The sequence below is a fragment of the Sediminicoccus rosea genome, from assembly GCF_033547095.1.
In the GTDB taxonomy this organism is placed as follows: domain Bacteria; phylum Pseudomonadota; class Alphaproteobacteria; order Acetobacterales; family Acetobacteraceae; genus Roseococcus; species Roseococcus rosea.
Map to the genome: position 1 here is coordinate 3,873,090 of NZ_CP137852.1, position 25,427 is coordinate 3,898,516.

Genomic DNA, 25,427 nt, shown 5'->3' on the forward strand with positions numbered 1-25,427 from the left:
GTGCCGTGGCTTGTCAGCACGAAGGATTTGAACAGGTGTCCCGTCCATGAACCTCTCCCGCCTCCTCGCCGCGCGCGCGGCCGCCGGCAGGCCTGTTACGGTGGGCGTCATCGGTGCCGGCAAGTTCGGCGCCATGTTCCTCGCCATGGCGGCGCGCTCGCCCGGCATCCATGTGGCGGTGATCGCCGATCTTGCGCCCGCCCGCGCGCGCGAAAACCTGACGCGCATCGGCTGGGAGGCCGAGCGCTCCGCCGCCACCAGCCTCGATCACGCGCTGGCCGGCGGCGCCACCTTCGTGACGGACAACGCCGCGCTGGTGAATGACCCGCGCATCGAGGTCGTGGTGGAATCCACGGGCAACCCGGCCGCCGGCATCCGCCATGCGCTCGCCGCCATCGCGGCTCGGCAGCATGTCGTGATGGTGAATGTGGAGGCCGATGTGCTCGCCGGCCCGCTGCTCGCCGCCAAGGCCACCCAGGCGGGCGTCGTCTACTCCATGGCCTATGGCGACCAGCCGGCCCTGGTGTGCGAGATGGTGGACACCATCCGCGCCATGGGCCTGCCTGTCATCGCTGCCGGCAAGGGCACGAAATACCTGCCGGTCTTCCACGCCTCCACGCCCGAGACGGTCTGGGGCCATTACGGACTGACGCCGGAGCAGGCGAAGGCCGGCGGGATGAACCCGCAGATGTTCAACTCCTTCCTCGACGGCACGAAGTCGAGCATCGAGATGGCGGCCATTGCCAATGCAACGGGCCTGCTGCCGCCCGAGGACGGGCTGGCCTTCCCGCCCTGCGGCGTGCAGGACCTGCCGCATATCCTCCGCCCGCGCGCCGAGGGCGGCATCCTGCCGCAGAAGGGCATGGTGGAGGTGATCAGCAGCCTGGAGCGCGATTCCCGCCAGGTGGTGGGCGACCTGCGCTGGGGCGTCTATGCCGTCTTCGAGGGCGAGACCGACTACATCCGCCGTTGCTTCTCCGAATACGGCGTGCACACCGACAGCACCGGCCACTACGCCGCCCTCTGGCGCCCCTATCACCTGATCGGCCTGGAGCTTGCCGTCTCCGTCGCTTCCGTGGCCCTGCGGCGCGAGCCGACCGGCATGAGCGAGGCCTGGCGCGGCGATGCGGTGGCCACCGCCAAGCGCGCGCTGAAGGCTGGCGAGATCCTGGATGGGGAAGGCGGCGCCATGGTCTGGGGCAAGTGCATCCCCGCCGCGCGCAGCCTCGCCGCGGGCGCGCTGCCCATCGGCCTCGCGCACGGCGTGAAGCTCCTGCGGGACATCCCTGAAGGCGCGGTGCTGCGCCAGGCCGATGTCGCGCTGGACGCAGCACAGGACGCGGTGCGGCTCAGGCACGAGATGGAAAGCCAGGCCCGCCCCCTGTTGGCCGCCGAATAGGCCCGCTACGCTTCCTCCAAGCAAAACGGAGGAAGCCCGCGTGCAAAACCTGTTCGACCTGACCGGCAAGGTCGCCATCGTCACCGGCGGCAGCCGCGGCATCGGCCGCGCCATCTGCGAGCGCCTGGCGCAACACGGCGCCAAGGTCGTCGTCAGTTCCCGCAAGCTCGATGCCTGCCAGGAGGTGGTGGACGGCATAACGGCCCATGGCGGCACCGCCATGGCGGTGGCCTGCAACATCGGCCGCAAGCCCGAACTGCAGGCGCTGGTGGACGCCACCGTCGCAGCCTATGGCCAGGTGGACGTGCTGGTCTGCAACGCGGCGGTGAACCCCTATTTCGGCCCTTCGCAGGACATCCCCGACGAGGCCTATGACCGCATCATGAACTCCAATGTCCGGAGCAACCTCTGGCTCTGCCAGATGGCGATCCCGGGCATGGCGGAGCGCGGCGGCGGCTCGGTCATCATCGTCAGCTCGATCGGTGGCTTTCGCGGCTCGCCACGGCTGGGCATCTACGGCGTCTCCAAGGCTGCGGACATGCAGCTGGCCCGCGCGTTGGCCACCGAATGGGGCCCGCGCGGCGTGCGGGTGAACGCCATCGCCCCCGGCCTGGTCCGCACCGATTTCGCCCGCGCGCTGTGGGAGGACCCGGTGAACCTGAAGAAGCGCACGCGCGACACGCCGCTGCTGCGCATCGGCGAGCCGGACGAGATCGCCGGCGCTGCCGTCTTCCTCGCCAGCGCCGCCTCCGGCTTCATGACCGGCCAGAGCATGGTGATCGACGGCGGCGTGCTGGCCGGCCCGCCGCTTGTCGAGGACTGAGCGGCCATGGCACCGCTGACCCGGCGCGCGGCCCTGGCGCTGCCCGCCACGCTGGCGGCCCCCGCGCTGCGCGCGCAGGAGGCTTGGCCCGCCCGCCCGCTCCGCCTCGTCGTGCCCTATGCGCCGGGGGGGGTGACGGACCAGCTCGGACGCTTCATCGCCGAACGGCTTTCGCGCGAGTTGGGCCAACCCGTGGTGGTGGAGAACCGGGCGGGGGCCAATACCATCATCGGCACCCAGGCGGTGGCCACGGCCGCCGGCGATGGCTACACCCTGCTCATGGCCTCGGGCGCCAGCATGGTGTTGAACCCGCTGCTTTATCGCCGCCTGCCTTATGATGCCGACCGCGACCTGACACTCCTGGCCGCGATGGTCGAGACGCCGCTGCTCATGGTCGTGCCGCCCACGCTGCCGGCCGCAAACCTCGGCGAGTTCGTCGCCCTGGCTCGGCAGCGGCGCCTCAACGTCGCGAGTGTCGGCGTCGGCAACCCGATCCATCTCGCCGCCGAACTCTTCCGCAGTGCGGCGGGGATTGAGCTGGAAAACGTCGTCTATCCCGGCAGTGCCCCGGCGCTGACCGCGCTGATGGCGGGCGACGTGCAGGTGATGTTCGACGTGATCCTGACAGCCCTGCCGCTGGTGCAGGCCGGTCGCCTGCGCGCGCTGGCGGTGACGACGCGCGAGAGAGTGCCCGTGCTGCCGCAGGTGCCCGCCATCGCCGAGCTGGGCTTCCCGGATTACGAGGCCACCACCTGGTTCGGCGTCGCCGCGCCGCGTTCCACGCCTCAGCCGGTCCAGGCCCGGCTGCGCGAGGGGCTGGCCGCCGTGCAGCGGGATTCGGCCTTCCAGGAGCGCTTCGGCGGCCTGGGGTTGCTGATCCAGCCCCTGCGCGACGAAGCCGCCCTGACCCGCATGATCGAGACGGAGCGGCGGCGCTGGTCGCAGATCATCCAGGCGCGCGGGATCGTGCTGGATTGAGGGGTGATCCGGCCTTGCCGGATCACCCGCGCCTTCCTCAGCTGTTCGGGCCGCGGCCGAGGCCCACGGGCTGCCAGCGCTGCAGCTTGGTGTTCTGCAGCACCGCCGGGTTCACGCAGCTCATCGGCCACTTGCCCTGCAGCACCAGCGAAAGCTCGCTGCCGACGCGGCGCTTGCGCGCCTCGTCGAAGCGCGCCGAGGCCGAGGCCGTGTGCGCGGAGAGGATCACATTGTCCATGCTGAGGATCGGGTTGTTGTGGGAGGGCGGCTCTACCTCGAGCACGTCGAGGCCCGCATAGGCGATCCAGCCTTCGCTCAGCGCCTTGATCAGCGCCGCCTCATCCACCGTGGGGCCGCGGCCGACATTGAGGAAGATCGCGCTCTTCTTCATCAGGCGGAAGTGCTTCTCCTGCAGCATCTTCGTGCATTCCGGCCGCGCCGGCGCGTGCATCGAGACGAAGTCCGACTGGCTCATCACCTCATTCAGCGTCGCCGGCAGCACGCCGTGCTCGCTCATCAGCGTCTCATCGAGGAAGGGGTCATAGGCGATCATGCGCAGGCCGAAGGGCGCGGCACGCTTCGCCACGGCGCGGGCCACACGGCCGAAGCTGATGAAGCCCAGCGTCTGCCCCATCAGGCGCGGGATCTGCAGCAGCGCGGGGCGGCCTTCCTTCCAGCGATGCTCGCGCACCATGCGGTCCTGCTCGATGGCGCGGCGGAAGGTGGCCAGCAGAAGCATCATGCAATGATCCGCCACCTCCTCGATGAAGGTGTCGGGGACGTTGGTCACGGGGATGCCGGCGCGCGTGGCCGCCTTCACATCCACGCTGTCCACGCCGACGGAGCCGAGGCTGATCACCTTGCAGTTCTTCAGCGCGCCGATGATCTCGGCGGTGATGGGGATGCCCTTCGCGTAGATCGCATCGGCCGTGGAAGCAGCGGCGATGAAGCCCGCCGTGTCGGTCGGTGCCTCCACGATCTCGGCGTCGAGGCCCTGAAGCGCCTCCATCTCGAGCTCGTAGCCGCCACCGGCGGTGGTGAAACTGGCGCCCGCGGGCGTCACGATGCGGAACTTCGCCATTGGCGTTGGCCTCCCTGGATTGTGCCGCAAGCCAAGCATGCGCCCCGGCAGGCGGCAAGGCCGCGGGCTTGCCAGCGGGCGGGCTTGCGGCAGACTGCTCAGCACCAATCAAAGGGAGGAAATCGCCATGACCAAGGTTGCATGGGTGACGGGTGCGGGCAGCGGCATCGGCGAGGCAGCCGCCGTCGCCCTCGCCGAGATGGGCATGACCGTCGTGCTGACCGGCCGCACCAAGGCGAAGCTCGACGCCGTCGCCGCCCGCATCAAGGCGATCGGCGGCACCGCCCACGTCAAGGCGGCCGACATGGGCAAGGCCAGCGCCGTCCAGAAGGTGGCGGACTTCATCCAGCAGAAGCTCGGCCGCCTCGACGTCATGGTGAACAATGCCGGCGTCAACATCACCGAGCGCCGCTGGAGCAACCTTTCGCCCGAGGGCGTGAAGGAGTTGGTGGACGGCAACCTCACCTCCGCCTTTCACGGCGTGCTGGCAGCCCTGCCCATCATGCGCGCGCAGAAGGACGGGCTGTTCATCCACACCGCCTCGATGGCCGGGCGCTTCGTCAGCCCGCTGAGCGGCGCCGGCTACACCGCGAGCAAGCACGGCGTGGTCGCGATGAGCCATTCGCTGAACATGGAGGAATGCGGCAACGGCATCCGCAGCACCGTGATGTGCCCGGGCGAGGTCCGCACGCCCATCCTCGACAAGCGCCCCAACAAGCTCTCGGAAAAGGAACTGGCCGAGATGGTGCAGCCCGAGGATTGCGGCGCACTGATCAAGTTCCTGGCCAGCCAGCCGCCGCATGTCTGCATCAACGAAGTGCTGATCACGCCCACCCGCAACCGCGCCTATCTGGCGCAGATGCAGCGCAAGCTGTGACGCGGTGAGGTGCCCTGGGGAGGAGGCCGGCCCTCCCCAACCGCAACCCGCCAAGGGCCGAGAGGCCCTTGGAAGCTGGGACTGGGCCTTGGGAGGGAGGGAGCATGGCGCTCCCGTGTCACGGGAGCAGCCGCCACGCCCCCTTCCCGCCCAAGGCCGAACTGTCGGCGGGTCCAGGGGCGACACGCCCCTGGCGGGAGGGTCCGGGAGGGCAGCGCCCTCCTCGGGGCAACCCTCACCGCCCCACGGCATACCCCTGCATGCCGCGCGGGTTGGCGCCGGCGAAGATCTGGCCGTCGGCCTCGCGGCGGGCGCCGGTCAGGCGGCCTTCGCTCCAGTCACCGCCCATTTCGGCGCGATGGCCGCGCGCCCGGAGGGCGGAGAGCACTTCGGGGGCAAAGCGGCCTTCCAGGACGAGCTTCCCGGGCTTCGCGCCACGCGGCCAGAAGCTGCTGACCCAATGCTCGGAGTGGAAGGACGGCAGGTCGATCGCCTCCTGGATGTTGAAGCCATGCGCCAGCATGCGGGTGAGCATGATGGGCTGCCACTGGTCCTGCTGCTCGCCACCGGGGGTGCCGAAGCTCATCCAGGGCTTGCCCTCGCGCAGCACGAGGGAAGGCGAGAGGGTGGTGCGGGGCCGCTTGCCGGGCTTGAGGCCATTGGGCAGCGTCTCGTCCAGCCAGAACATCTGGCAGCGCGTGCCCAGGCAGAAGCCGAGTTCGGGGATGGCGGGCGAGGATTGCAGCCAGCCGGCGGAAGGCGTGGCACTCACGAAATTGCCATCGCGATCGATGATGTCGATGTGGCAGGTGTCGCCGCCCGCGGCGCCGAGGCGCGAGACGGTGGGCTCGCCCGTGCCGGCGGCCATGGCCATCTGCTCGGAGCGGCGGACGGCGGCTGCATAGTCCACGCCGCGCACCGGCAGGCCATCCGGGTTGCCCGGCCGGAATTCCACCGAGGCGTCATGGCCGATCAGCTTCCGGCGCAGCGCCGCGTATTCGGGCGAGAGCAGCGTGGCGAGCGGCACCTCCACGAAGTTCGGGTCGCCGTAGAACGCCTCGCGATCGGCGAAGGCGAGCTTCATGGCCTCGGTCACGTGGTGAACATAGTCGGGGCCCACCGGGTCCATGGCGGTGAGGTCATAATCCGCCAGCAAGGCAAGGGTCTGCAGCATGGCCGGCCCCTGGCTCCAGGCGCCGCATTTCAGGACGGTGGTGCCCTGGTAGTCGAGGCGCACCGCCTCTTCGATGCCGGCGCGCCATTGCGACATGTCATGCGCGGTGATCACGCCGGCATGGCGCTGGCCGGAGGTATCCATGGCGGGCTGGCGGGCGAAACGCTCGACGGCCTCGGCGACGAAGCCGCCGTACCAGGCCCGCCGTGCGGCCTCGATCTCCATCTCGCGCGAGCGGCCGGGGGCCTCGGCCTCGCGCAGCACGCGCTCATAGGTGTCGGCGAGAGTCGGGTTCGCGTAGAGCTGGCCGGGCTGCGGGCCGCCATTGCGGAGCCAGAGCGCGGCGGAGCTGGTCCACTCCGCCTCGAAGAGCGGGCGGACGGTGGCGACCGTCTGGCAGATGCGCGCCACCATGTGCGCGCCGTTGCGGGCATAGGAGATGGCATAGGCCAGCACGTCGCGCAGGCGCCAGGTGCCGTGGTTCTGCAGCATGGTGGCCCAGGCGTCGAAGGCGCCGGGGATGGGGGCGGGCAGGAAGCCGGTGCCCGGCATGATGTCGAGGCCGAGTTGGCCCTTGATGAGGCCGACGCTCAGCCCGGCCGGCGCCGGGCCCTGGCCGCAGATGACAATTTCGCGACCCTGCTTGGCATCGTGCAGGATGATGGGACAATCGCCCCCGGGACCGTTCAGGTGCGGTTCCACGATCTGCAGGGTGAAGCCTGCCGCGGCGGCCGCGTCGAAGGCATTGCCGCCGCGCTCGAGCACGGCCATGCCGACTTGGCTCGCCAGCCAATGGGTGGTGGCGACCGCGCCGAAGGTGCCGGCGATCTCGGGGCGGGTGGTGAACATGGGATGACCTTTTTGGATGCTGTGTGATCTGGGGGAAGTTGCCGGCTTCGGTCAACCGGGAGGGCCGCGCCCCTGGGTGGCGCTGGCCGGCCCCTCAGGCGCTGGCAAGGACACGCTGCTGGCGGCGGCGCAGGCCGAGCTTGCGGGCGACCCGCGCTTCCATTTCGCCAGGCGCAGCGTGACCCGCCTGCCCACCCCGGGCGGCGAGGCGCATGAGCCGCTGACGCCCGCGGCGTTCGAGGCGGCACTGGCGGCCGGCCAGTTCCTCCTGCACTGGCGCGCCCATGGGCTGGGCTACGGCATCCGCCATGCCGAGGCTCCGGGCGGCTGCGTCGTGGTGCTCAGCCTCTCGCGCGCGGTGCTGCTCGAGGCGGCGGCGCTGCGCCCGCTGACCGTGATCGAGGTGACGGCCCCCCCTGCCCTGCTGGCCGCGCGCCTCGCCGGGCGCGGGCGGGAGGATGCCGCGGCCATCGCCGCGCGGCTTGCCCGGGAAGTGCCCCTGCCCCCCGCGCTCGACGTGCGCCGCGTGGTGAATGATGGGACCGTGGAGGCCGGCACGGCGCGCCTCAGATCCGCACTGGAAGCGGTGGCCGCTGCTTGCCTTCCGGGCGGAATTCGGCCATAGCCCGGGCACCGCAGGGCATGGGCCCGGCGGAAATCCACACGCGGTGCTCCCTTCCTCACGGCAAGGGTCCGGTCTCGGCTTCGGCCGAGGTTTGCACCGCGGAGGCTCAACCGGACTGAATCGGAAGGAAGTTCGACATGGCGATGCCAGAAGTTTCCCTGCGCCAGCTGCTCGAGGCGGGCGTGCATTTCGGCCACCACACGCGGCGCTGGAACCCGCGCATGGCGCCCTACATCTTCGGCGTGCGCAACCAGGTCCACATCCTGGACCTGCAGCAGACCGTGCCGATGCTGGAGCGCGCGCTGCGCACGGTGCGTGACACGGTGGCCGGCGGCGGCCGCGTTCTCTTCGTGGGCACCAAGAAGGCGGCGGCCGAGTATGTGGCCGAGGCCGCGACGCGCTGCGGCCAGTATTATGTGAACCACCGCTGGCTCGGCGGCATGCTGACCAACTGGAAGACCATCACGGGCTCGATCAAGCGCCTGAAGGAAATGGACGCGCGCCTGCAGGGCGACATCCAGGGCCTGACCAAGAAGGAAATCCTGATGCTGACGCGCGAGCGCGACAAGCTCGACCGCGCTCTGGGCGGCATCCGGGAGATGGGCGGCCTGCCCGACATGATCTTCGTGATCGACGTCGTGAAGGAGAAGCTCGCCATCCAGGAGGCCAACACGCTGGGCATCCCCGTGGTGGCCGTGGTGGACAGCAACTGCGATCCCACCGGCGTGACCTTCCCGATCCCGGGCAATGACGACGCGATCCGCGCCATCAACCTCTATTGCGACCTGATCGCCGCCGCCGTGTTCGACGGCATCTCGGCCGAGATGCAGGCCTCGGGCCGTGACGTCGGCGCGCTGGCCGAGCCGGTGGCCGAGGAAGTGGCGATCGAGGTCGCCGCCGAAGAAGCCCCCGCGGCCCAGGCCTGAGCGACCGCAAGAAGGAGCAAAACGATGGCTGAAATCACGGCTGCCCTGGTCCGGGACCTTCGCGAAGCGACGGGTGCCGGCATGATGGACTGCAAGAAGGCGCTGGTGGAAAGCGGTGGCGACATCGAGGCCGCGATCGACTGGCTGCGCAAGAAGGGCCTCTCCGCCGCGGCGAAGAAGTCCGGCCGCGTGGCCGCCGAGGGCCTGGTGGGCGTTGCCTCCGGCCCGCACGTCGCCGCGATGGTGGAAGTGAATGCCGAGACGGATTTCGTTGCGCGCAATGAGAGCTTCCAGAACTTCGTCGCCGAGGTGGCGGGCCTGGCCCTTTCCGTGGGCGAGGACATCGAGGCGCTGAAGGCCGCGACCTATCCGGGCACGCAGCACAGCACCCAGGAAGAGCTGACGAAGCTCATCGCCACGATCGGCGAGAACATGACGATCCGCCGCGCCAGCGTGCTGCGCGTGAGCAAGGGCGCCGTCGCCACCTACATGCACAACGCCGTGAAGCCGGGCCTCGGCAAGATCGGCGTGCTCGTCGCCCTCGAGGGCGAGAACGAGATGCAGGTGATGGAGACCCTGGGCCGCCAGATCGGCATGCATGTCGCGGCGACCCGCCCCGCCGCGCTCGACATCACCGCCGTCGAGCCCTCCGCGCTCGAGCGTGAGAAGGCCGTGCTGACCGAGCAGGCCCAGGCCTCTGGCAAGCCGCCCGCCGTCATCGAGAAGATGGTGGAAGGCCGCATCCGCAAGTTCTACGAGGAAGTGGTGCTGCTGGAGCAGGTCTGGGTGCATGACGGCGAGAGCCGTGTGAAGGCCGTGGTGGAAAAGGCTGGCCTGAAGCTGACCGGCTTCACCCGCTTCCAGCTCGGCGAGGGGATCGAGAAGCAGGTCTCCGACTTCGCGGCCGAAGTGGCCGCCACCGCCGGCGTTTCCTGACGGTGACGGGGGCGGCCGGGCCACATGGTCCGGCCGGCCTCCCTTTTTCGGCGGGCCCGCCCTTCCGGTGGCCGCGAGCGCTTGCGGCGACCCGCCCCCCTGCTATCGTCGCACCAACCGCCAAGGAACCGGCCCCAAGATGAGCGAACCGCCCCGCTACAAGCGCGTCCTGCTGAAGGTCTCGGGCGAGGCCCTGATGGGCGACCGCGCCTATGGGCTGGATGTCACCACCGTGAAGGCCATCGCGCAGGACATCAAGGGCGTGGTGGACCTCGGCGTCGAGGTCGCGCTGGTGATCGGCGGCGGCAACATCTTCCGCGGCATCGCCGGTGCCGCGACAGGCATGGACCGCGCCCAGGCCGACTACATGGGCATGCTGGCCACCGTGATGAACGCGCTCGGCATGCAGTCCGCGCTCGAGAAGATCGGCGTGCAGACGCGCGTGCAGTCCGCCATCGAGATGAGCTCGATCTGCGAGCCCTATATCCGCCGCCGCGCCATGCGGCACATGGAGAAGGGCCGCGTCGTGATCTTCGCGGCTGGCACAGGCAATCCCTTCTTCACGACCGACACGGCCGCGGCACTGCGTGCGGCCGAGATGGGCTGCCAGGCGCTGCTCAAGGGCACGCAGGTGGACGGCGTCTATGACAGCGACCCGCGCAAGAACCCGGACGCCTCCCGCTACACCACGCTGAGCTACCTCGAGATGCTCTCGCGCGACCTGGCCGTGATGGATGCCGCGGCGATCTCGGTCGCGCGCGAGAACCATCTGCCCATCATCGTCTTCAACATCCACGAACCCGGCGCCTTCACCGCCGTGATCCGCGGCGAAGGCCGTTTCACCACCGTCACCGACACGCCCTGAAAGTCCGACAATCATGGCCGCTCCCCCACCCGACCGACAGGTCCTGAAGACCGACCTGGTGCGCCGCATGGATGGCGCCCTGGAGACGCTGAAGAAGGAGTTCAGCGGGCTCCGCACCGGCCGCGCCAGCCCCTCGCTGCTGGAGCCGATCCGCGTCGAGGCCTATGGCAACAACCAGCCGCTCGCCCAGGTGGGCAACGTCTCGGTCGCCGGCCCCTCCATGCTGCAGGTGCAGGTCTGGGACCGTTCGGTGGTGAAGGCGGTCGAGATCGCGATCCGCGATTCGGGCCTCGGCCTGAACCCGCAGGCGGAGGGCCAGACCATCCGCGTCATGCTGCCGCCGCTGACCGAGCAGCGCCGCAATGAGCTGGCCAAGACGGCATCCAAGTATTCCGAGGGGGCCAAGGTCGCGATCCGCGGCGTGCGCCGGGATGGCATGGAGCAGATCCAGGCCTGGAAGAAGAAGTCCGAGATCGGCGAGGATGACGCCAAGCGCTGGTCCGACGAGGTCCAGAAGCTGACCGACGAATACGTGAAGAAGATCGATGTCCTGCTCGCCGAAAAGGAAAAGGACATCAAGACCGTTTGATGAGCGCGCACCCGGCTCCAGTGGCGGGTGCGGGGGCGGAGACGCCCCAGCATGTCGCCATCATCATGGATGGCAACCGCCGCTGGGCCCAGGCGCGTGGGCTTCCCGTCGCCCTCGGCCACCGCGCCGGCGCGGATGCGGCGCGCCGCGCCATCGAGGCCGCGATCCGGGGCGGCGTCTCCTGGCTGACGCTCTTCGCCTTCTCCTCCGAGAACTGGTCCCGCCCCGCGGATGAGGTGCAGGAGCTCACGCTGCTGCTGCGCCACTACCTTCGCGCCGAGGTGAACCAGCTGACGAAGGAGGGCGTGCGCCTGCGCGTCATCGGCGACCGCACGCGCTTCGGCGAGGAGACGCAGAAGGCGATGCTCGCGGCCGAGGAGGTCACGGCCGGCGGCCAGCGCCTCAACCTCACCATGGCGATCTCCTACGGCGCGCGGGCCGAGATCCTGGCCGCCGCCCGTGCCGTGGCCGCGGCCGCGCAGCATGGCGAACTGGACCCGGCCCAGCTGGACGAGGCGGCCTTCGAGCGGCACCTCTTCACCGCCGGCATGCCCGACCCGGACCTGATCATCCGCACCTCGGGCGAGCAGCGCATCTCGAACTTCCTGCTCTGGCAGGCCGCCTATGCGGAGCTGATCTTCCAGCCCGTCCTCTGGCCGGATTTCGGCATCGAGGATTTCAACGCGGCCCTGGCCGCCTATGCCGCGCGGGAGCGGCGCTTCGGCGCGCGCACCGGCTGATGGCCCAGCTCGCGGACCTGCGCGCGCGCGTCCTGACCGCCTCCATCATCGCGCCCGCGGCCTTGTTCTGCGTCTGGGTGGGCGGCGCCTGGTGGTCGGCCCTCATGCTGCTCTGCGTGGCGGGACTTGGCTGGGAATGGGTGCGGCTCTGCGGCGGCTCCTCCCGCCGCCTGCCGGGCGCACTGGTGCTAGGGCCGGTGCTTGTGGGCGCGTTTTGCGCCGTGGTGAACCTGCCGCTGGCCGGCCTCGCCGTGGTGGCGGTGGGCGCGGTGCTGGCCTGGCGGATGGCCGGCGCCCTGCCCGCGCATTGGCTCGGCTTCGGCGTGCTCTACATTGGGATCGCCGGGATCGCCCTGCTGGAATTGCGGCATGACGGGGCGGCGGGGCGCGGCAATGTGCTGTTCCTCTTCCTGGTCGTCTGGGCTTCCGACATCTCCGCCTACTTCACCGGGCGCTTCCTGGGTGGCCCCAAGCTCGCCCCCCGCATTTCCCCCAACAAAACCTGGTCGGGCGCGTTGGGCGGGCTGCTCGGGGCCATGCTGGTGGGGCTCGGCGCCGCTCTCGCGCTCGGCGGGCCGGCGCCGCTCGGCACCATCGCGATGGTCGCCGTGCTGCTGGGCCTTGCCACCCAGACCGGCGACATGTTTGAGAGTTGGATCAAGCGGCGCTTCGGCGTGAAGGATTCGTCCGGGCTCCTGCCCGGACATGGCGGCCTGCTCGACCGGCTGGACGGCGTGCTGGCCGCCGCCCCGGTCGCGGCCCTGATCGGCCTGGCCTCCGGGCCGGGAATTCATGTGTGGAGATGGGTGTGACGGAGACTTCGGCGCGCAGCGTCACCGTGCTCGGCAGCACGGGTTCGATCGGGCGCAGCACCATGGCGCTGCTGGATGCGGCCCAGCCCGGCCAGTTCCGGGTCCGCGCCCTGGTGGCGGGGCGCGACGTGGCGACGCTCGCCGCCCAGGCGCGCGCCCACCGGGCCGAGCTGGCCGTGGTGGCGGATGAGAGCTGCCACGCCGCGCTGAAGGAGGCCCTGGCCGGCACCGGCATCGAGACCGCGGCCGGCGCCCAGGCGGTGATCGAGGCGGCGCGCCGCCCGGCTGACTGGACGATGGCCGCCATCGTCGGCGCCGTCGGCCTCAAGAGCACCATGGCGGCGCTGGAACGCGGCGGCACGCTGGCGCTCGCCAACAAGGAGAGCCTGGTCTGCGCCGGGCAGCTCGTGCTCGACCGCGCCGCGGCCCATGGGGCGACGCTCCTGCCGGTGGATTCCGAGCACAACGCCATCTTCCAGGCGCTCGACCCGCGCGACCCGCGCGTGATCGAGAAGATCATCCTCACCGCCTCGGGCGGGCCCTTCCGCGACTGGCCGCTGGCCCAGATGCGGGGCGTGACGCCCGAGCAGGCGGTGCGCCACCCGGTCTGGTCCATGGGGGCGAAGATCAGCGTGGACAGCGCCACCATGTTCAACAAGGGGCTGGAGCTGATCGAGGCCGCGCGCCTCTTCCCCGTGCCCTCCGAGCGGATCGAGGTGTTGGTCCATCGCCAATCCACCGTTCATGGCATGGTGCAATACAGCGACGGCTCGCTGCTCGCGCAGCTTGGCTCGCCGGACATGCGCACGCCCATCGCCCATTGCCTGGCCTGGCCCGCGCGGATGGCGGTGGACGTGCCGCGCCTCGACCTCGCGGCACTCGGCCGGCTGGATTTCGAGGCGCCCGATCCCGCGCGATTCCCGGCGCTGCGCCTCGCCCGCGAGGCGCTGGCAGCCGAAGGCGGGGCGCCCTGCGTGCTGAACGCGGCCAATGAGGTGGCTGTCGGCCTCTTCCTCGAGAAGCGCCTGGGATTCCTGGATATTGCCGCGGTGGTCGAGGACACGATGACGGCCCTGGCCGGGCGCGGCGTGCCGGATCTTGATGCCGTGCTGGAATTGGACCGTGCGGCACGCCACATCGCCACTGGCCTGGCCGCCCATCGCGCGGCCGCCTGACGGAGTTGACCTTGCTGGATTTCCTGCCCGACGCCGCGCGGACCATCATCGCCTTCCTGGTGGTGCTGGGCGTGCTGATCTTCTTCCACGAGCTCGGCCACTACGCCGCCGCGCGTTGGCGCCGGGTGCATGTGGATGCCTTCAGCATCGGATTCGGCCGCGCGCTGCTGCGCTGGACCGATAAGCGCGGCACGGAATGGCGCCTCGCCTGGATTCCGCTGGGCGGCTACGTCAAGCTGCACGGCCAGTCGCCGCTGGACGACACGCCCGAGGCCGAGCGCGTGCCCGAGCGCGCGGGCGAGACCTTCCACGACAAGCCGGTGCGGGACCGTGCGATCATCGTGGCCGCCGGCCCTGTCGCCAATTTCGTGCTGGCCATCCTGCTCTTCGCCGGCCTCTTCGCCACGCACGGCGTGCCGCGCGGCCTCGCCACCATCTCCGCCGTGGTTCCCGCCTCGGCGGCCGAGCGCGCCGGGCTGCAGCCGGGCGACGTGGTCCTCTCCCTCGATGGGCAGCGCATCACCCGCTTCGACCAGGTGCAGCGCCACATCCAACCCCGCGCGGGCCAGGAGGTGCAGGTGCGCGTGGACCGCGAGGGGCGCGAGCTGACCCTGACCGCGATCCCGGCAGCCCAGGCGCGGGGCGATTCGCCGCCGGTCGGCGTGCTCGGCATCCAGGGCGGGCGCGCGCAGTTCGAGCGGCTGGGCCCGCTCGAGGCCCTCTGGGCCGGCACCACCCAGACCGTGGATGTGAGCTGGCAGACGCTGGTGGGCATCGGCGAGATGTTCGCCGGCACGCGCAGCCCGAAGGAGCTGGGCGGGCCGATCCGTATCGCCGAGGTCTCAGGCGAGGCCGCGACCCTTGGCATCGTGCCGCTGGTGAACCTGATGGCGCTGCTTTCGGTCAGCCTGGCCCTGCTGAACCTCTTCCCGATTCCCCTGCTGGATGGTGGTCACCTCATGTTCTATGCGGCGGAAGCGATTCGCGGCCGTCCCTTGCCGCCCCGGGCGCTCGAATATGGCTTCCGGGCCGGTTTCGCCGTGCTGATCGGGCTTTTTCTGTTTGCAACCTGGAATGATATTGCCCATGGCGGCATCGGTCGCTGGGTTGCGGGGTGGATCGGATGAAGAAGACGAAACTCCCGGGGTGGCTTCCCCAGGCGCCTGAGGGTATGGTCCGGCCGCTTTCCCGTGGCCGAAACAGGGTGGGTTCCCGTTTGACAATGAAACTGCATCCGATCCTGCTGGTGGCGGCCGGCCTCACGGTCCTGGCGCCCGTCCCTGCCGATGCGCAGAACCGCCCGCGCAGTGCGCCGGCGCGCGCCGAGCAGCCCGGCGGCGTGATCACCGCCGTCGAGATTCGCGGCAACCAGCGCATCGAGATCGACACGATCCGCAGCTACATGCTGCTGGGCCCGGGCGACCAGTATGACAGCGACCGCGCCGACCGCTCGCTGCGCAGCCTCTTCGCGACCGGCCTGTTCCGCGACGTCAACATCGCGCGCGACGGCTCGCGCCTCATCGTGACGGTGGCGGAGAATCCGCTCGTCAACCGCGTCGCCTTCGAGGGCAACCGCCGCGTCTCCGACGACAACCTGCGCCCCGAGGTGCAACTGCGCTCGCGCTCCGTCTTCACCACGCAGATGGTGCAGGCCGACCGGCAGCGCATCCTTGATCTCTATGCCCGCCGCGGCCGCTTCGCCGCGCGCGTCGAGCCCAAGATCATCGAGCTCGACCAGAACCGCGTGGACGTGGTCTTCGAGATCACCGAGGGCGAGGCCGCGCTGGTCGCGCGGGTGAACTTCGTGGGCAACCGCGCCTATTCCGATGCGCGCCTGGCCGACGTGATCTCGACCAAGCAGTCGGCCTGGTATCGCTTCCTCTCCTCCTCCGACACCTTCGATCCGGACCGCCTGAACTTCGACCGCGAGTTGCTGCGCCGCTACTACCTCCGCACCGGCTATGCCGACATCCAGGTCGGCACCGCGACGGCGGAGCTGGCGCCGGACCGCAGCGGCTTCTTCCTGACCTACAACGTCAATGAGGGCCCGCGTTACACCTTCGGCACGGTCGAGATCACTTCGGCCTTCCCGAACCTGAATCCGGCGGACCTGCAGCGCTTCCTCGAGATCAGCCCGGGCGGCGTCTACAATGGCGACGCGGTCGAGCGCAGCGCGCAGGCCATCGCGGATGGCGCCAACCTCCGCGGCTTCCCCTTCGTGGACGTGCAGCCGCGCGTGACGCGCGACACCGAGAACAGCACGATCAACATCACCTTCGCGGTGAACGAGGCGCCGCGCGTCTTCGTCGAGCGCATCGACATCAACGGCAATACCCGCACGCAGGACCGCGTGATCCGCCGCGAGTTCCGCCTCGCCGAGGGCGACGCGTTCAACGCGGCGCAGGTCCGCCGCTCGCGCGAGCGGCTGCGCAACCTGGGCTATTTCTCGGATGTGCAGATCACCAACTCGCCCGGTTCAGCACCGGACCGCACGATCCTGAACACCCAGGTCGTCGAGCGCGCGACGGGTGAGGTGAGCATCGGTGGCGGCTACTCGACCGATGCGGGCTTCCTGGCTGATGTGGGCCTGCGCGAGCGCAACCTCTCGGGCACGGGCATCGATGCGCGCATCAACGCCACGCTCGCACAGCGCCGCAGCCAGCTGGACATCTCGGCCACCAACCCGCAGTTCATGGACCGCAACCTCGCGGTCGGCGCGGATGTCTTCTACATCCAGCGGAACCTGCAGAACATCTCGCAGTTCAGCGAGCGCCGCGGCGGCTTCGCGGTCCGTGCGGGCTACGAGTTCAACGAACGCCTGCGGCAGTCCTGGTCGTACAGCCTGATCAACCGCGAGGTGTACAACATCCAGCCGGGCGCCTCGATCTACATCCAGGAGCAGGCCGGCACGACCCTGCTGAGCCAGGTCAGCCAGACCATCGCTTATGACACGCGCGACAACCTGATCGAGCCGCGGCGCGGCTACCTGATGCGACTGGGCACGGATTTCGCGGGCCTGGGTGGCGATGTCGCCTTCTTCCGCGCCCGCCTGGACGGCGCGCTCTTCCTGCCCTTCGAGCAGGTGTTCGGCCACCCCGACTACGTGCTGAGCATCACAGGCAGCGTCGGCTACATCGAGCCCTGGAACGGCAACGGAAACCAGGAGCGCATCGTGGACCGCTTCTTCCTGGGCGGCGAGAACCTCCGTGGCTTCGCGCTGGCCGGCGCGGGCCCGCGCGACCTGACCACCAATGACGCCCTGGGCGGCCGCCGCCTCTGGACGCAGAGCACCGAGATGCGCTTCCCGCTGCCCGGCATCCCCTCCGAGATCGGCCTGCTGGGCCGCGCCTTCGTGGATGTGGGCGCGCTCTGGGACACGGTGCAGGGACCCAACATCGGCACCAGCTCCTCGCCGCGCGTCGGCACGGGCGTGGGCATCTCCTGGCGCAGCCCCTTCGGCCTGATCAACATCGACCTGGCGCAGGCGGTGGTGAAACAGTCCTATGACCAGACCCAGGTATTCCGTTTCGGCTTCGGGACGCGCTTCTAGGCGCGCAGACAGGTACACGACATGACATCCTTCCGATACGCGCTCGCCTCGCTGCTCGTGGCGTCCGGCCCCGCCCTGGCGCAACAGAACCAGGAATGGTTCGTGCCCGGCCAAGGCGGGCAGCGCCCGCAGGGCCAGCAGCAGCAGCGCCCGCCGCAGCAGCAGGGGCAGCCGCAGCGTCCGCCGCAGGGCCAGCCGGCCCGTCCGGCCGCGCTGCCTCCCGGCTCGCCGCCGCCGACGGCCGTCATCGGCATCGTGGACATCCCCGAGATTCAGCGTCTCTCCACCGCCTTCAACCAGGTGCGTGAGGAGATCGAGCGCCGCCGCACCCGCCTGAATGACGATCTCCAGCGCGAGCAGAATGGCTGGCGCGAAGCGCAGCAGGCGCTCTCCGTGCAGCGCACACAGATGACGCCGGATCAGATCCGCGCCCGCGAGCGCGAGTTGCAGGACCGCATCACCGACAGCCAGCGCATCTTCCGCAACCGCAGCCAGGCGATCGAGCAGGCAGCGCAGCAATCCCTCATGCAGATCGAGGAAGCGCTGGCCGGCGTGGTGCGCCAAGTGGCCGCCAGCCGCTCGGTCAACATCGTGGTGCCGCGCCCGCTCGTCATCATGAACGACCCCGGCTTCGACCTGACGGAGGAGGTGGCGCAGCAGTTCAACCGCACGCTCCGCCAGGTGAACATCGCCCCCGATTCCGATGGCGCCAACCCACCCGCCCCGCCGACGCCGCCCGCCCGCCCGGCCGCGCCCGCGCAGCAACCCCGCCGCAACTGAGTTCCGGCGGCACGGGGCCCGCATGGCGGACGACAGACGATTCCTCGGGCCACCGCGCCTGACACCTCTCGCCGCCATCCTCACGGCCGCCGGCGGCGAGGCCGATGGCGACCGTGAGCGCATCTTCGAGGGCGTGGCGCCGCTGGATTCCGCGACGCCCTCGCAGGTGAGCTATTGCGAGGGGCGCGCCTACAAGGATGCGCTGGTGCAGACCGCGGCCGGGCTGGTGCTGGTCGCGCCGGACCTCGCCGAGTTCGTGCCCGCATCCAGCATCGCCGTCATCTGCCGGGATACGGCCCTCGCCTTCGGGCGCGTGGCCGCGCTGTTCCATCCCGCACCGACGCCGAGTGGGCAGATCCATCCCTCCGCCGTCATCCACCCCGATGCCATCATCGGCGCGGGCACGGAGATCGGCGCGAGCGCCGTGATCGGCGCCGGGGCCGAGATTGGCCGCAACTGCCGCATCGGCCCGCTGGTTCTGATCGGCGAAAAGGTGGTGCTGGGCGATGACTGCGTCATTCACAGCCATTGCAGCGTGACCCATGCGGTGCTGGGCCGCGGCGTGGTGCTGCATCCGGGTGCGCGCATCGGTCAGGAGGGCTTCGGCTTCAACACCACCGCCGATGGCCGCTTCGTCACCGCCCCGCAGCTCGGCTCCGTCCGCCTGGGCGATGCGGTGGAGGTCGGCGCCAACAGCTGCGTGGACCGCGGCGCGCTGGGCGAGACTGTGCTGGGCGCCGGCTCGCGCATCGATAACCTCGTGCAAATCGGCCACAATGTCCGCACCGGGCGGGGCTGCGTCCTCGTCTCGCAGGTCGGCGTGTCGGGCTCGACCACGCTTGGCGACTTTGTGATGGCCGGCGGCCAGGCGGGTCTCACCGGCCATCTCAAGATCGGCAGCAAGGTGCGCATCGGCGCCCAGGCCGGCGTCATGAACGACGTGCCGCCGGGGCTCGAGGTGCTCGGCTCGCCCGCCGCCCCGAAGAAGGAGGCGATTCGCGCGATGTTGGTCCTGAAGCGTCTCGGCAGCGATTCCCGCCCCGCGGCCAGGCAAAAACCGGAGTGATGGAGATGGATGAGGCCGCCCCGCCCAGCACCGTGATCAACAGCTACAACATCGCGCAGATCATGCGGGCCATCCCGCATCGCTATCCCTTCCTGCTGATCGACCGCGTGGTGGACATCGTCATCGGCGAATCCGCGGTCGGCGTGAAGAACGTCTCGATCAACGAAAGCTTCTTCCAGGGCCATTTCCCGACCGAGCCGGTGATGCCCGGCGTGCTGCTGATCGAGAGCATGGCGCAGACTGCCGCCGTCCTCGTCGTCGCCACGCTGGGCCCGGACGCCGAGGGCAAGCTCGTCTATTTCATGTCCATCGAGGGGGCGAAGTTCCGCCGCCCCGTGGTGCCCGGAGACCAGGTGATGGTCCATGTGACCAAGGTGCAGCGCCGGGCGAATGTCTGGAAATTCTCGGGCCAGGCCCGGGTTGACGGCCAGGTCGTGGCGGAAGCGACCTACGCCGCCATGATCCGGGACCGGTGAGCCCCGTGGACCGCATCTCCGGCACGGCGCAGATTCACCCCTCCGCGATCATCGAGCCCGGCGCCCGCATCGGGGCGGGCTGCCGCATCGGCCCCTATTGCGTCATCGGCGCCTCGGTCGTGCTGGAGGAGGGCGTGGAGCTCGCCTCCCACGTCGTGATCGAGGGCATGACGACGATCGGCGCGGAGGCGAAGCTCTCGCCCTTCGCCTCCGTCGGCCTGCCGCCGCAGGACCTGAAGTACAAGGGTGAACCCACCGGCGTCGTCATCGGCCCGCGCAGCCAGCTGCGCGAGCATGTGACGGTGCATCGCGGCAGCGTGGGCGGCCAGGGCATGACGCGCATCGGCGCCGACTGCCTGCTGATGGCCTGCAGCCATGTCGGCCATGACTGCCGCCTGGGCGACCGCGTGATCCTCGCCAACAACGTGATGCTCGGCGGGCACGTCCAGCTTGGCGAGCAGTGCTTCCTGGGCGGTGGTGCGGCGATCCACCAGATGGTCCGCGTGGGCCGCCACGCCATGGTGGGCGGCCTCGCCGGCGTCACCAACGACATCCCGCCCTTCGGCAATGTCTTCGGCCTGCCCGCGCGCCTCGTCGGGCTCAATGTGGTGGGCCTGCGCCGCCGCGGCTTCTCGCGCGAGAACCTGCACGCGCTGCGCTCGGCCTTCCGGCTGCTGTTCCGCGACCCCGGCACCTTCGCCGCACGCATGGATGCCGCCGAGCAGCGCTTCGCGGGCGACGCTTTGGTGGAGGAGGTGCTGGCCTTCCTCCGCTCCGACGAGCGCAAGCGCGAGCTGATCCGCCCCGGCCGCATGGCCGCCGAACTGGGCGGGGACGAGGAAGAGGCTTGAAGCTCGGCCTGCTGGCCGGCGGAGGCCCCTTCCCCGCGCGCGTGGCCGAGGCCGCGCTCGCCCGCGGGCATGAGGTCTTCGTCGTCCTGCTGCGCGACTTTCACGACGACCCCGCGCTGCGCGCCTTCCCGCATATCGAGGAACGCGTGGGCGCGGGTGGCACCATCATCCAGCGCCTGCGGGCCGAGGGCATCACGCATCTCGTGCTCTGCGGCAAGGCGAAGCGGCTCTCGCCGCTGACGCTCTGGCCCGATGCCTGGATGGCCAAGGTCATCGCGCGGCTGGGCAAGGCGGTCTTCGCGGGTGACGACACGCTGCTGCGCAACTTCATCGGCATTCTGGGCGAGGAGGGCTTCGAAGTCATCGCGCCGCAATCGCTGCTTCCCTCCAGCACCGCGGCGGCTGGCCTCCTGTCGGGCGAGGCGCCGGACGAGATGGCACGCGCCGACATCCTCCGCGGCATCGGCGTGCTCCGTGCCCTGGCGGACCAGGATGTGGGCCAGTCCGTCGTCGTGCAGCAGGGGCTCGTCCTCGGCATCGAGGCGGTGGAGGGCACGGATGCGCTGCTGGCGCGTGCGGCGAGCCTTCGGCGCGACGGCCCTGGCGGCGTGCTGGTGAAGCTCGCCAAGCCGCAGCAGGAACTGCGCGTGGACGCGCCAGTGGTGGGTTCCATCACCGTGCGCCACGCGGCGGAGGCCGGGCTGCGCGGCATCGCCGTCGAGGCGGGCCGCACCATCCTGGCCGATGGCGAGGGGCTGCTGGCGGAAGCGCGCAAGCGGGGCCTCTTCGTCATCGCGATCGAACCAGAGACCTTCGCGCGCTCAGCCTGAGCGCGCCTACCCAGGAGAGAGACGATGGACCATCCCTTCCGCTACCTGCACACCATGCTGCGCGTGGGCGACCTCGAGCGCAGCATCGCCTTCTACACGACGCATCTCGGCATGCGGGAACTGCGCCGCAACGACGTGCCGGACGGCAAGTACACGCTCGTCTTCCTCGGCTATGGCGATGAGAAGAGCGAGACGGTGCTGGAGCTGACCTACAACTACGGCGTCAGCAGCTACGAGATGGGCGGCGCCTTCGGGCACCTCGCCATCGGCGTCCCCGACATCTACGGTGTCTGTGAGAAGATGCGCGCGGCCGGGGTGAAGATCACGCGCGAGCCGGGCCCCGTGAAGTTCGGCACGACGCTGATCGCCTTCATCGAGGACCCGGACGGCTACAAGATCGAGCTGATCCAGCGGAAGTGAACGAAATGCTGGCCCGGCCAGGGCCGGGCCAGCATGACGCTCAAAGGTACTCCACCAGGAATTCGGCCGTGCGGCCATTCGCGATGGTGGCCGCGCGCGCATCCCAGGCGTGGCCACCCATCCGCGCGAAGGCGTGGTCCACGCCCGGATAAACATGGCAGGTCACCTTCGGGTGGCCGGCCAGGCCTTCCAGGATCGCCTTCTGCGCCGCCGGTGGCACGAACTTGTCGAGCTCGGCGATGTGCATCAGCAGCGGGCCGCGCATGCCCGGCGCATCGCCCAGCATGCCCTCGATGCCGACGCCGTAGTAGCTGACATTGCAATCCGCATCAGTGTGCGCCGCCGTCTTGAAGGCCATGCGGCCGCCCAGGCAGAAGCCCATCGTGCCAACCTTGCCGTTGGCGCCGGGCAGCTTGCGCGCGGCGGCGATGGTGGCCTTCAGATCCTCCAGCCCCTTCTCCTGGTCGAAGCCATTGAACAGGGCGAAGGCGCGGTCCCATTGGGCCTGGCCGGCATCTGGATCGAGCTGCACGCCGGGCTCCTGGCGCCAGAACAGGTCGGGCGCGATGGCGATGAAGCCCATATCGGCCACCCAGGCCGAGAGCGAGCGCATGGCGGCGTTGATCCCGAAGATTTCCTGGATCATCACGACCACGCCGGTCGGCTGCTGTGTCTTCGGGGTCACAACCAGGCAATCAAATGAACCGCTGCCGTCGGTTGCGGCGATCTTGATGGTGGACATGGCGTCATCTCCCTTGGCGCAAACCTCGATGGCCGCCATGTAACCGAGGATGGATCGCCGCGCCATGCTTGCCTCCGTGACCCTGGGCCTCGGCGCCCCCGCCGTCGCGCGGGCGGCGACGGAGCCCGGCCTCGCGGCCGCCGGCTGGACCCATGGCGAGTATGACGGCCTCCGCCCCGCGAATTTCCGCAGCCTGCCCGATGGCGTGGCGATCGAGGGCCAAGGGGCGGGCAGCTTCGTCTGGCGCCGCGTCGAGGGCGCGCCCGCCTGCCTCACCTGGCGCTGGCGCGTGGATGCCGCGCCGCCGCCGACCGACCTCACGCGGCGCGGCGGGGATGACCGGGCCGTGGCGATCGCGGTGGGCTTCCAGGGCTGGCCCAGCCGCTCCACCGTCTGGCAGCGCATGCAGCATGGCGTGGCGCAGGCGCGGGCAGGCAGCCACGCCCTACCCCGCAGCGTGCTGATCTACGCCTGGGGCGGCACCGGGCAGGAGCCCCAGAGCTTCTACAGCCCCTGGCTCTCCGGCCTTGGCAAGGTGCGAATCCTGCGCCCGGCGCAGACGCCGACCGGCCGCTGGTACGAGGAGCGCGTCGACCTGGCGCGCGACTGGCGCGAGGCTTTCATCGGCGATCCACCGCCCTTGCAGGAAATTGCCATCGGCACCGATGCCGACGATACACAAGCGCGGATTTCCGCCATGGTGGAGCGCATCCGCTTCACCCGCTGCGCCTAGGAGACACGATGCCGATCGAACGCAAGGAATTCCGCGACGCCATGGCGCGGCTGCCGGCCGCGGTGAACATCGTCACCACCGATGGCCCGGCGGGTCTGGGCGGCTTCACCGCCAGCGCCGTCTGCAGCGTCACCGACAGTCCGCCAACGCTGCTGGTCTGCATGAACCGCAGCGTCTCCTCCTGCGAGGCCTTCCGGCAGAATGGCGTGCTCGCGGTCAACACGCTCTGCGGCTCGCACCAGGACCTCTCGACGGTCTTCGCGGGCTTCACCGGCGTGGATGGGGCGGCGCGCTTCAACTCCGGCGTGTGGCGCAAGCTGCATACCGGCGCGCCGGTGCTGGAAGGCGCGCTTGTCGCCTTCGATGCCCGCATCACCGATGTGGTGGAGAAGGGCACGCACCTGGTCATGTTCGCCGAGATCGAGGCCATCCGCACCGCCGAGGGCGTGGAGGCGGCGCTGCTGTATTTCGCGCGCGACTACCACCTGGTCGGCAAGGCGGCCTGAGACACGGCAGGGCGCACTACCACTCCCCGTAGAACACGCCGGCCGCCTTGTGACGGTCGGTGCGGAACTCCGCCTCCGCCCAGGTCAGCGTCGTCCGGCATTTCAGCGCGGTGGCCCAGGCCAGCAGCTTCTCGCGCATCCTGATCCGCACCTCCTCCAGCGCCGGGTCCGCGCCCAGGTCGAAGAACTCCTCCGGATCGGCATTCAGGTCATAAAGCTGCGGGCGCAGGCCGCTGGTCCAGTGGATGTATTTCCAGCGCGCGTCGCGGATCATGAAGGCGCGGTGCTGTCCGGTTGGCAGGCCGAGGCGCCGGCGCGCGCCACGGAAGGTCCAGTCCAGCTCACTCACCACGCAATCCCGCCATCCGGTCGCCGTCCCCCGCGTGAGGTCGAGGAGCGAGCGCCCTTCCAGCACATGCGGCTGGGCCTCCAGACCCAGCACGTCGAGGATGGTGGGCACCACGTCGATCGCCTCGACGAAACGCTCCTCCACCGTGCCGCGCGTGGCATCCGCAGCTTCCGCAGGATCGTAGAGCAGGAAGGGGACGCGCTGGATGCAGTCGTGAAACAGCTCCTTCTCGCCCAACCAATGGTCGCCGAGATAGTCGCCATGGTCGCTGGTGAAGATCACCATGGTGTCACGCCAGCGGCCCGTTTCCTCAAGCAGCGCCCAGAGGCGACCGAGATGGGCGTCCACCTGGGCGATCAGCCCCTGATAGGCGGGGCGGACGGTGGCGATGCATTCATCCAGCTGGAAGCTCTGCGCCACCTCCTCGTTCTGGAACTCGCGCAGCATGGGGTGGATGTCGGCGCTCCGCTCGGCCACGTGGCGCTGGACGGGCAGGCATTGCGCGGGCGTGTACATGGCGTGGTAGGGCGCGGGCGCGATGTAGGGCCAGTGCGGCTTCACGTAGGAGAGATGCAGCACCCAGGGATTCTCGCCCTGCGCCGTGATGAAGCGCAGCGCCTGGTCGGTCGTATAGGCGGTCTCGCTGTGTTCCTCGCGCACGCGGGCGGGGTGGCGGGCATTGCGCATCTTCCAGCCGTTCAGCACCTCACCCTCCGGGGTCTCCACCGCGATGACGTGCTCGGTCCAGGGGTCGGGGCTGTCATAGCCCTGGGCGCGCAGCCAGTGGGCATAGGCATTGTCCGTCTCGGCATGGTGGCCGTCATGGCGGTCGAGCAGGGTGAACCAGCCCTCGCGCAGCAGCACGGCCAGCTCATCCTGGCCGTCGAGCAGCAGGCGCTTCATGCCGCGCGCATCGGGCAGCATGTGGGTCTTGCCGGCGAGCGCCAGCGTGCGGCCCGCCTCGCGCAGGTGCCAGCCCAGCGTCACCTCCCCCACGCCGAGCGGCACGCGATTGTGCGTGGCGCCATGGCTCGCGACGTAGCGGCCCGTGTAGAAGCTCATCCGCGAGGGGCCGCAGATGCCCGACTGCACATAAGCCTGGCTGAAGCGCACCCCGCGCGCGGCCAGCGCGTCGATGTTGGGTGTCTTGAGGAAGGGATGGCCCGCGCAGCCGAGGTGATCCCAGCGCAGCTGGTCGCACATGATGAAGAGGACGTTCTTCGCGGGGCTGGGCTGGGCGGGCATTGGCGTTTCCCTGAGACACGGCCATCCTAG

Annotated in this window: 26 protein-coding genes; 22 read left to right on the forward strand and 4 right to left on the reverse strand. The window is 69.9% G+C overall.

All coding sequences use genetic code 11. The annotated features are described in order from the left end of the window. The first annotated feature begins 46 nt into the window (after positions 1-46). The 3 genes from R9Z33_RS18520 to R9Z33_RS18530 are packed head-to-tail and all read left to right on the forward strand — an operon-like array spanning position 47 to position 3,200. Positions 47-1,399 carry an NAD(P)H-dependent oxidoreductase gene (locus tag R9Z33_RS18520; RefSeq protein ID WP_318648037.1) on the forward strand — a complete coding sequence of 451 codons (1,353 nt, stop codon included), beginning with the start codon at positions 47-49 and terminating at the stop codon, positions 1,397-1,399. 40 nt (positions 1,400-1,439) lie between these two features. Further along, entirely contained in the window at positions 1,440-2,222 is a 783-nt protein-coding gene (locus R9Z33_RS18525; RefSeq protein ID WP_318648038.1) for an SDR family NAD(P)-dependent oxidoreductase, read from the forward strand. Between the two features lie 6 nt (positions 2,223-2,228). Continuing rightward, positions 2,229-3,200: a Bug family tripartite tricarboxylate transporter substrate binding protein gene (locus R9Z33_RS18530; RefSeq protein WP_318648039.1), complete on the forward strand. Its 972-nt coding sequence runs from the start codon at positions 2,229-2,231 to the stop codon at positions 3,198-3,200. 37 nt (positions 3,201-3,237) lie between these two features. Here the strand turns inward: R9Z33_RS18530 and R9Z33_RS18535 are convergent, their stop codons facing one another. Next, positions 3,238-4,281, reverse strand: a complete 1,044-nt coding sequence (locus R9Z33_RS18535; RefSeq protein ID WP_318648040.1) for a C-terminal binding protein — start codon at positions 4,279-4,281, stop codon at positions 3,238-3,240. Positions 4,282-4,408: 127 nt separating this feature from the next. Here R9Z33_RS18535 and R9Z33_RS18540 point away from each other — a divergent pair, with 127 nt between their 5' ends. Beyond that, positions 4,409-5,158: an SDR family oxidoreductase gene (locus R9Z33_RS18540; protein WP_318648041.1), complete on the forward strand. Its 750-nt coding sequence runs from the start codon at positions 4,409-4,411 to the stop codon at positions 5,156-5,158. Positions 5,159-5,393: 235 nt separating this feature from the next. Here the strand turns inward: R9Z33_RS18540 and R9Z33_RS18545 are convergent, their stop codons facing one another. Next, complete coding sequence (locus tag R9Z33_RS18545) at positions 5,394-7,181, reverse strand: gamma-glutamyltransferase family protein (RefSeq protein WP_318648042.1); 1,788 nt, start codon at positions 7,179-7,181, stop codon at positions 5,394-5,396. Between the two features lie 76 nt (positions 7,182-7,257). Here R9Z33_RS18545 and R9Z33_RS18550 point away from each other — a divergent pair, with 76 nt between their 5' ends. The 16 genes from R9Z33_RS18550 (at position 7,258) to gloA (ending at position 21,822) form a co-directional block, all read left to right on the forward strand. After that, on the forward strand, positions 7,258-7,806 hold the full coding sequence (locus tag R9Z33_RS18550) for a phosphonate metabolism protein/1,5-bisphosphokinase (PRPP-forming) PhnN (protein ID WP_318648044.1): 549 nt from the start codon (positions 7,258-7,260) through the stop codon (positions 7,804-7,806). Positions 7,807-7,943: 137 nt separating this feature from the next. Continuing rightward, positions 7,944-8,732: a 30S ribosomal protein S2 gene (rpsB, locus tag R9Z33_RS18555; protein WP_318648045.1), complete on the forward strand. Its 789-nt coding sequence runs from the start codon at positions 7,944-7,946 to the stop codon at positions 8,730-8,732. A 24-nt stretch (positions 8,733-8,756) separates the two neighbouring features. Then, positions 8,757-9,668, forward strand: a complete 912-nt coding sequence (gene tsf / locus R9Z33_RS18560; RefSeq protein ID WP_318648046.1) for a translation elongation factor Ts — start codon at positions 8,757-8,759, stop codon at positions 9,666-9,668. Between the two features lie 139 nt (positions 9,669-9,807). Beyond that, positions 9,808-10,533: a UMP kinase gene (pyrH, locus tag R9Z33_RS18565; RefSeq protein ID WP_318648047.1), complete on the forward strand. Its 726-nt coding sequence runs from the start codon at positions 9,808-9,810 to the stop codon at positions 10,531-10,533. A 13-nt stretch (positions 10,534-10,546) separates the two neighbouring features. Next, positions 10,547-11,122 carry a ribosome recycling factor gene (gene frr / locus R9Z33_RS18570; protein ID WP_318648048.1) on the forward strand — a complete coding sequence of 192 codons (576 nt, stop codon included), beginning with the start codon at positions 10,547-10,549 and terminating at the stop codon, positions 11,120-11,122. Next, positions 11,122-11,862: a polyprenyl diphosphate synthase gene (gene uppS / locus R9Z33_RS18575; protein WP_318648049.1), complete on the forward strand. Its 741-nt coding sequence runs from the start codon at positions 11,122-11,124 to the stop codon at positions 11,860-11,862. The genes frr and uppS overlap by 1 nt, the downstream gene beginning before the upstream one ends. Then, on the forward strand, positions 11,862-12,674 hold the full coding sequence (locus R9Z33_RS18580) for a phosphatidate cytidylyltransferase (protein ID WP_318648050.1): 813 nt from the start codon (positions 11,862-11,864) through the stop codon (positions 12,672-12,674). The genes uppS and R9Z33_RS18580 overlap by 1 nt, the downstream gene beginning before the upstream one ends. Continuing rightward, positions 12,665-13,849 (forward strand): 1-deoxy-D-xylulose-5-phosphate reductoisomerase, encoded by a 1,185-nt coding sequence (dxr, locus tag R9Z33_RS18585; protein WP_318648051.1) that lies wholly within the window; start codon positions 12,665-12,667, stop codon positions 13,847-13,849. The genes R9Z33_RS18580 and dxr overlap by 10 nt, the downstream gene beginning before the upstream one ends. 5 nt (positions 13,850-13,854) lie before the next feature. After that, on the forward strand, positions 13,855-14,976 hold the full coding sequence (gene rseP, locus R9Z33_RS18590) for an RIP metalloprotease RseP (protein ID WP_318648052.1): 1,122 nt from the start codon (positions 13,855-13,857) through the stop codon (positions 14,974-14,976). Between the two features lie 95 nt (positions 14,977-15,071). Further along, complete coding sequence (bamA, locus tag R9Z33_RS18595) at positions 15,072-17,399, forward strand: outer membrane protein assembly factor BamA (RefSeq protein ID WP_318648053.1); 2,328 nt, start codon at positions 15,072-15,074, stop codon at positions 17,397-17,399. 21 nt (positions 17,400-17,420) lie between these two features. Continuing rightward, positions 17,421-18,179 carry an OmpH family outer membrane protein gene (locus R9Z33_RS18600; protein ID WP_318648054.1) on the forward strand — a complete coding sequence of 253 codons (759 nt, stop codon included), beginning with the start codon at positions 17,421-17,423 and terminating at the stop codon, positions 18,177-18,179. A 22-nt stretch (positions 18,180-18,201) separates the two neighbouring features. After that, complete coding sequence (gene lpxD, locus R9Z33_RS18605; RefSeq protein ID WP_318648055.1) at positions 18,202-19,245, forward strand: UDP-3-O-(3-hydroxymyristoyl)glucosamine N-acyltransferase; 1,044 nt, start codon at positions 18,202-18,204, stop codon at positions 19,243-19,245. After that, positions 19,245-19,721 carry a 3-hydroxyacyl-ACP dehydratase FabZ gene (gene fabZ / locus R9Z33_RS18610; protein ID WP_404830616.1) on the forward strand — a complete coding sequence of 159 codons (477 nt, stop codon included), beginning with the start codon at positions 19,245-19,247 and terminating at the stop codon, positions 19,719-19,721. Before lpxD ends, fabZ begins: the two co-directional genes overlap by 1 nt. Then, positions 19,718-20,572: an acyl-ACP--UDP-N-acetylglucosamine O-acyltransferase gene (lpxA, locus tag R9Z33_RS18615; RefSeq protein ID WP_318648057.1), complete on the forward strand. Its 855-nt coding sequence runs from the start codon at positions 19,718-19,720 to the stop codon at positions 20,570-20,572. The genes fabZ and lpxA overlap by 4 nt, the downstream gene beginning before the upstream one ends. After that, entirely contained in the window at positions 20,569-21,402 is an 834-nt protein-coding gene (locus R9Z33_RS18620) for an LpxI family protein (RefSeq protein ID WP_318648058.1), read from the forward strand. The genes lpxA and R9Z33_RS18620 overlap by 4 nt, the downstream gene beginning before the upstream one ends. A 24-nt stretch (positions 21,403-21,426) precedes the next feature. Beyond that, the gene (gene gloA, locus R9Z33_RS18625; RefSeq protein ID WP_318648059.1) at positions 21,427-21,822 is read left to right on the forward strand and encodes a lactoylglutathione lyase; all 396 of its coding nucleotides are present in this window, start codon (positions 21,427-21,429) and stop codon (positions 21,820-21,822) included. Between the two features lie 40 nt (positions 21,823-21,862). Here gloA and R9Z33_RS18630 read toward each other — a convergent pair whose 3' ends face one another. Continuing rightward, entirely contained in the window at positions 21,863-22,564 is a 702-nt protein-coding gene (locus R9Z33_RS18630; RefSeq protein ID WP_318648060.1) for a dienelactone hydrolase family protein, read from the reverse strand. A gap of 64 nt (positions 22,565-22,628) precedes the next feature. Here R9Z33_RS18630 and R9Z33_RS18635 point away from each other — a divergent pair, with 64 nt between their 5' ends. Together R9Z33_RS18635 and R9Z33_RS18640 are read left to right on the forward strand one after the other, a co-directional pair. Further along, positions 22,629-23,297 carry a DUF3047 domain-containing protein gene (locus tag R9Z33_RS18635; RefSeq protein ID WP_318648061.1) on the forward strand — a complete coding sequence of 223 codons (669 nt, stop codon included), beginning with the start codon at positions 22,629-22,631 and terminating at the stop codon, positions 23,295-23,297. 8 nt (positions 23,298-23,305) lie between these two features. After that, positions 23,306-23,803, forward strand: a complete 498-nt coding sequence (locus R9Z33_RS18640; protein WP_318648062.1) for a flavin reductase — start codon at positions 23,306-23,308, stop codon at positions 23,801-23,803. A 16-nt stretch (positions 23,804-23,819) separates the two neighbouring features. Here the strand turns inward: R9Z33_RS18640 and R9Z33_RS18645 are convergent, their stop codons facing one another. Beyond that, on the reverse strand, positions 23,820-25,397 hold the full coding sequence (locus tag R9Z33_RS18645) for a sulfatase-like hydrolase/transferase (RefSeq protein ID WP_318648063.1): 1,578 nt from the start codon (positions 25,395-25,397) through the stop codon (positions 23,820-23,822). Between the last annotated feature and the right edge of the window lie 30 nt (positions 25,398-25,427).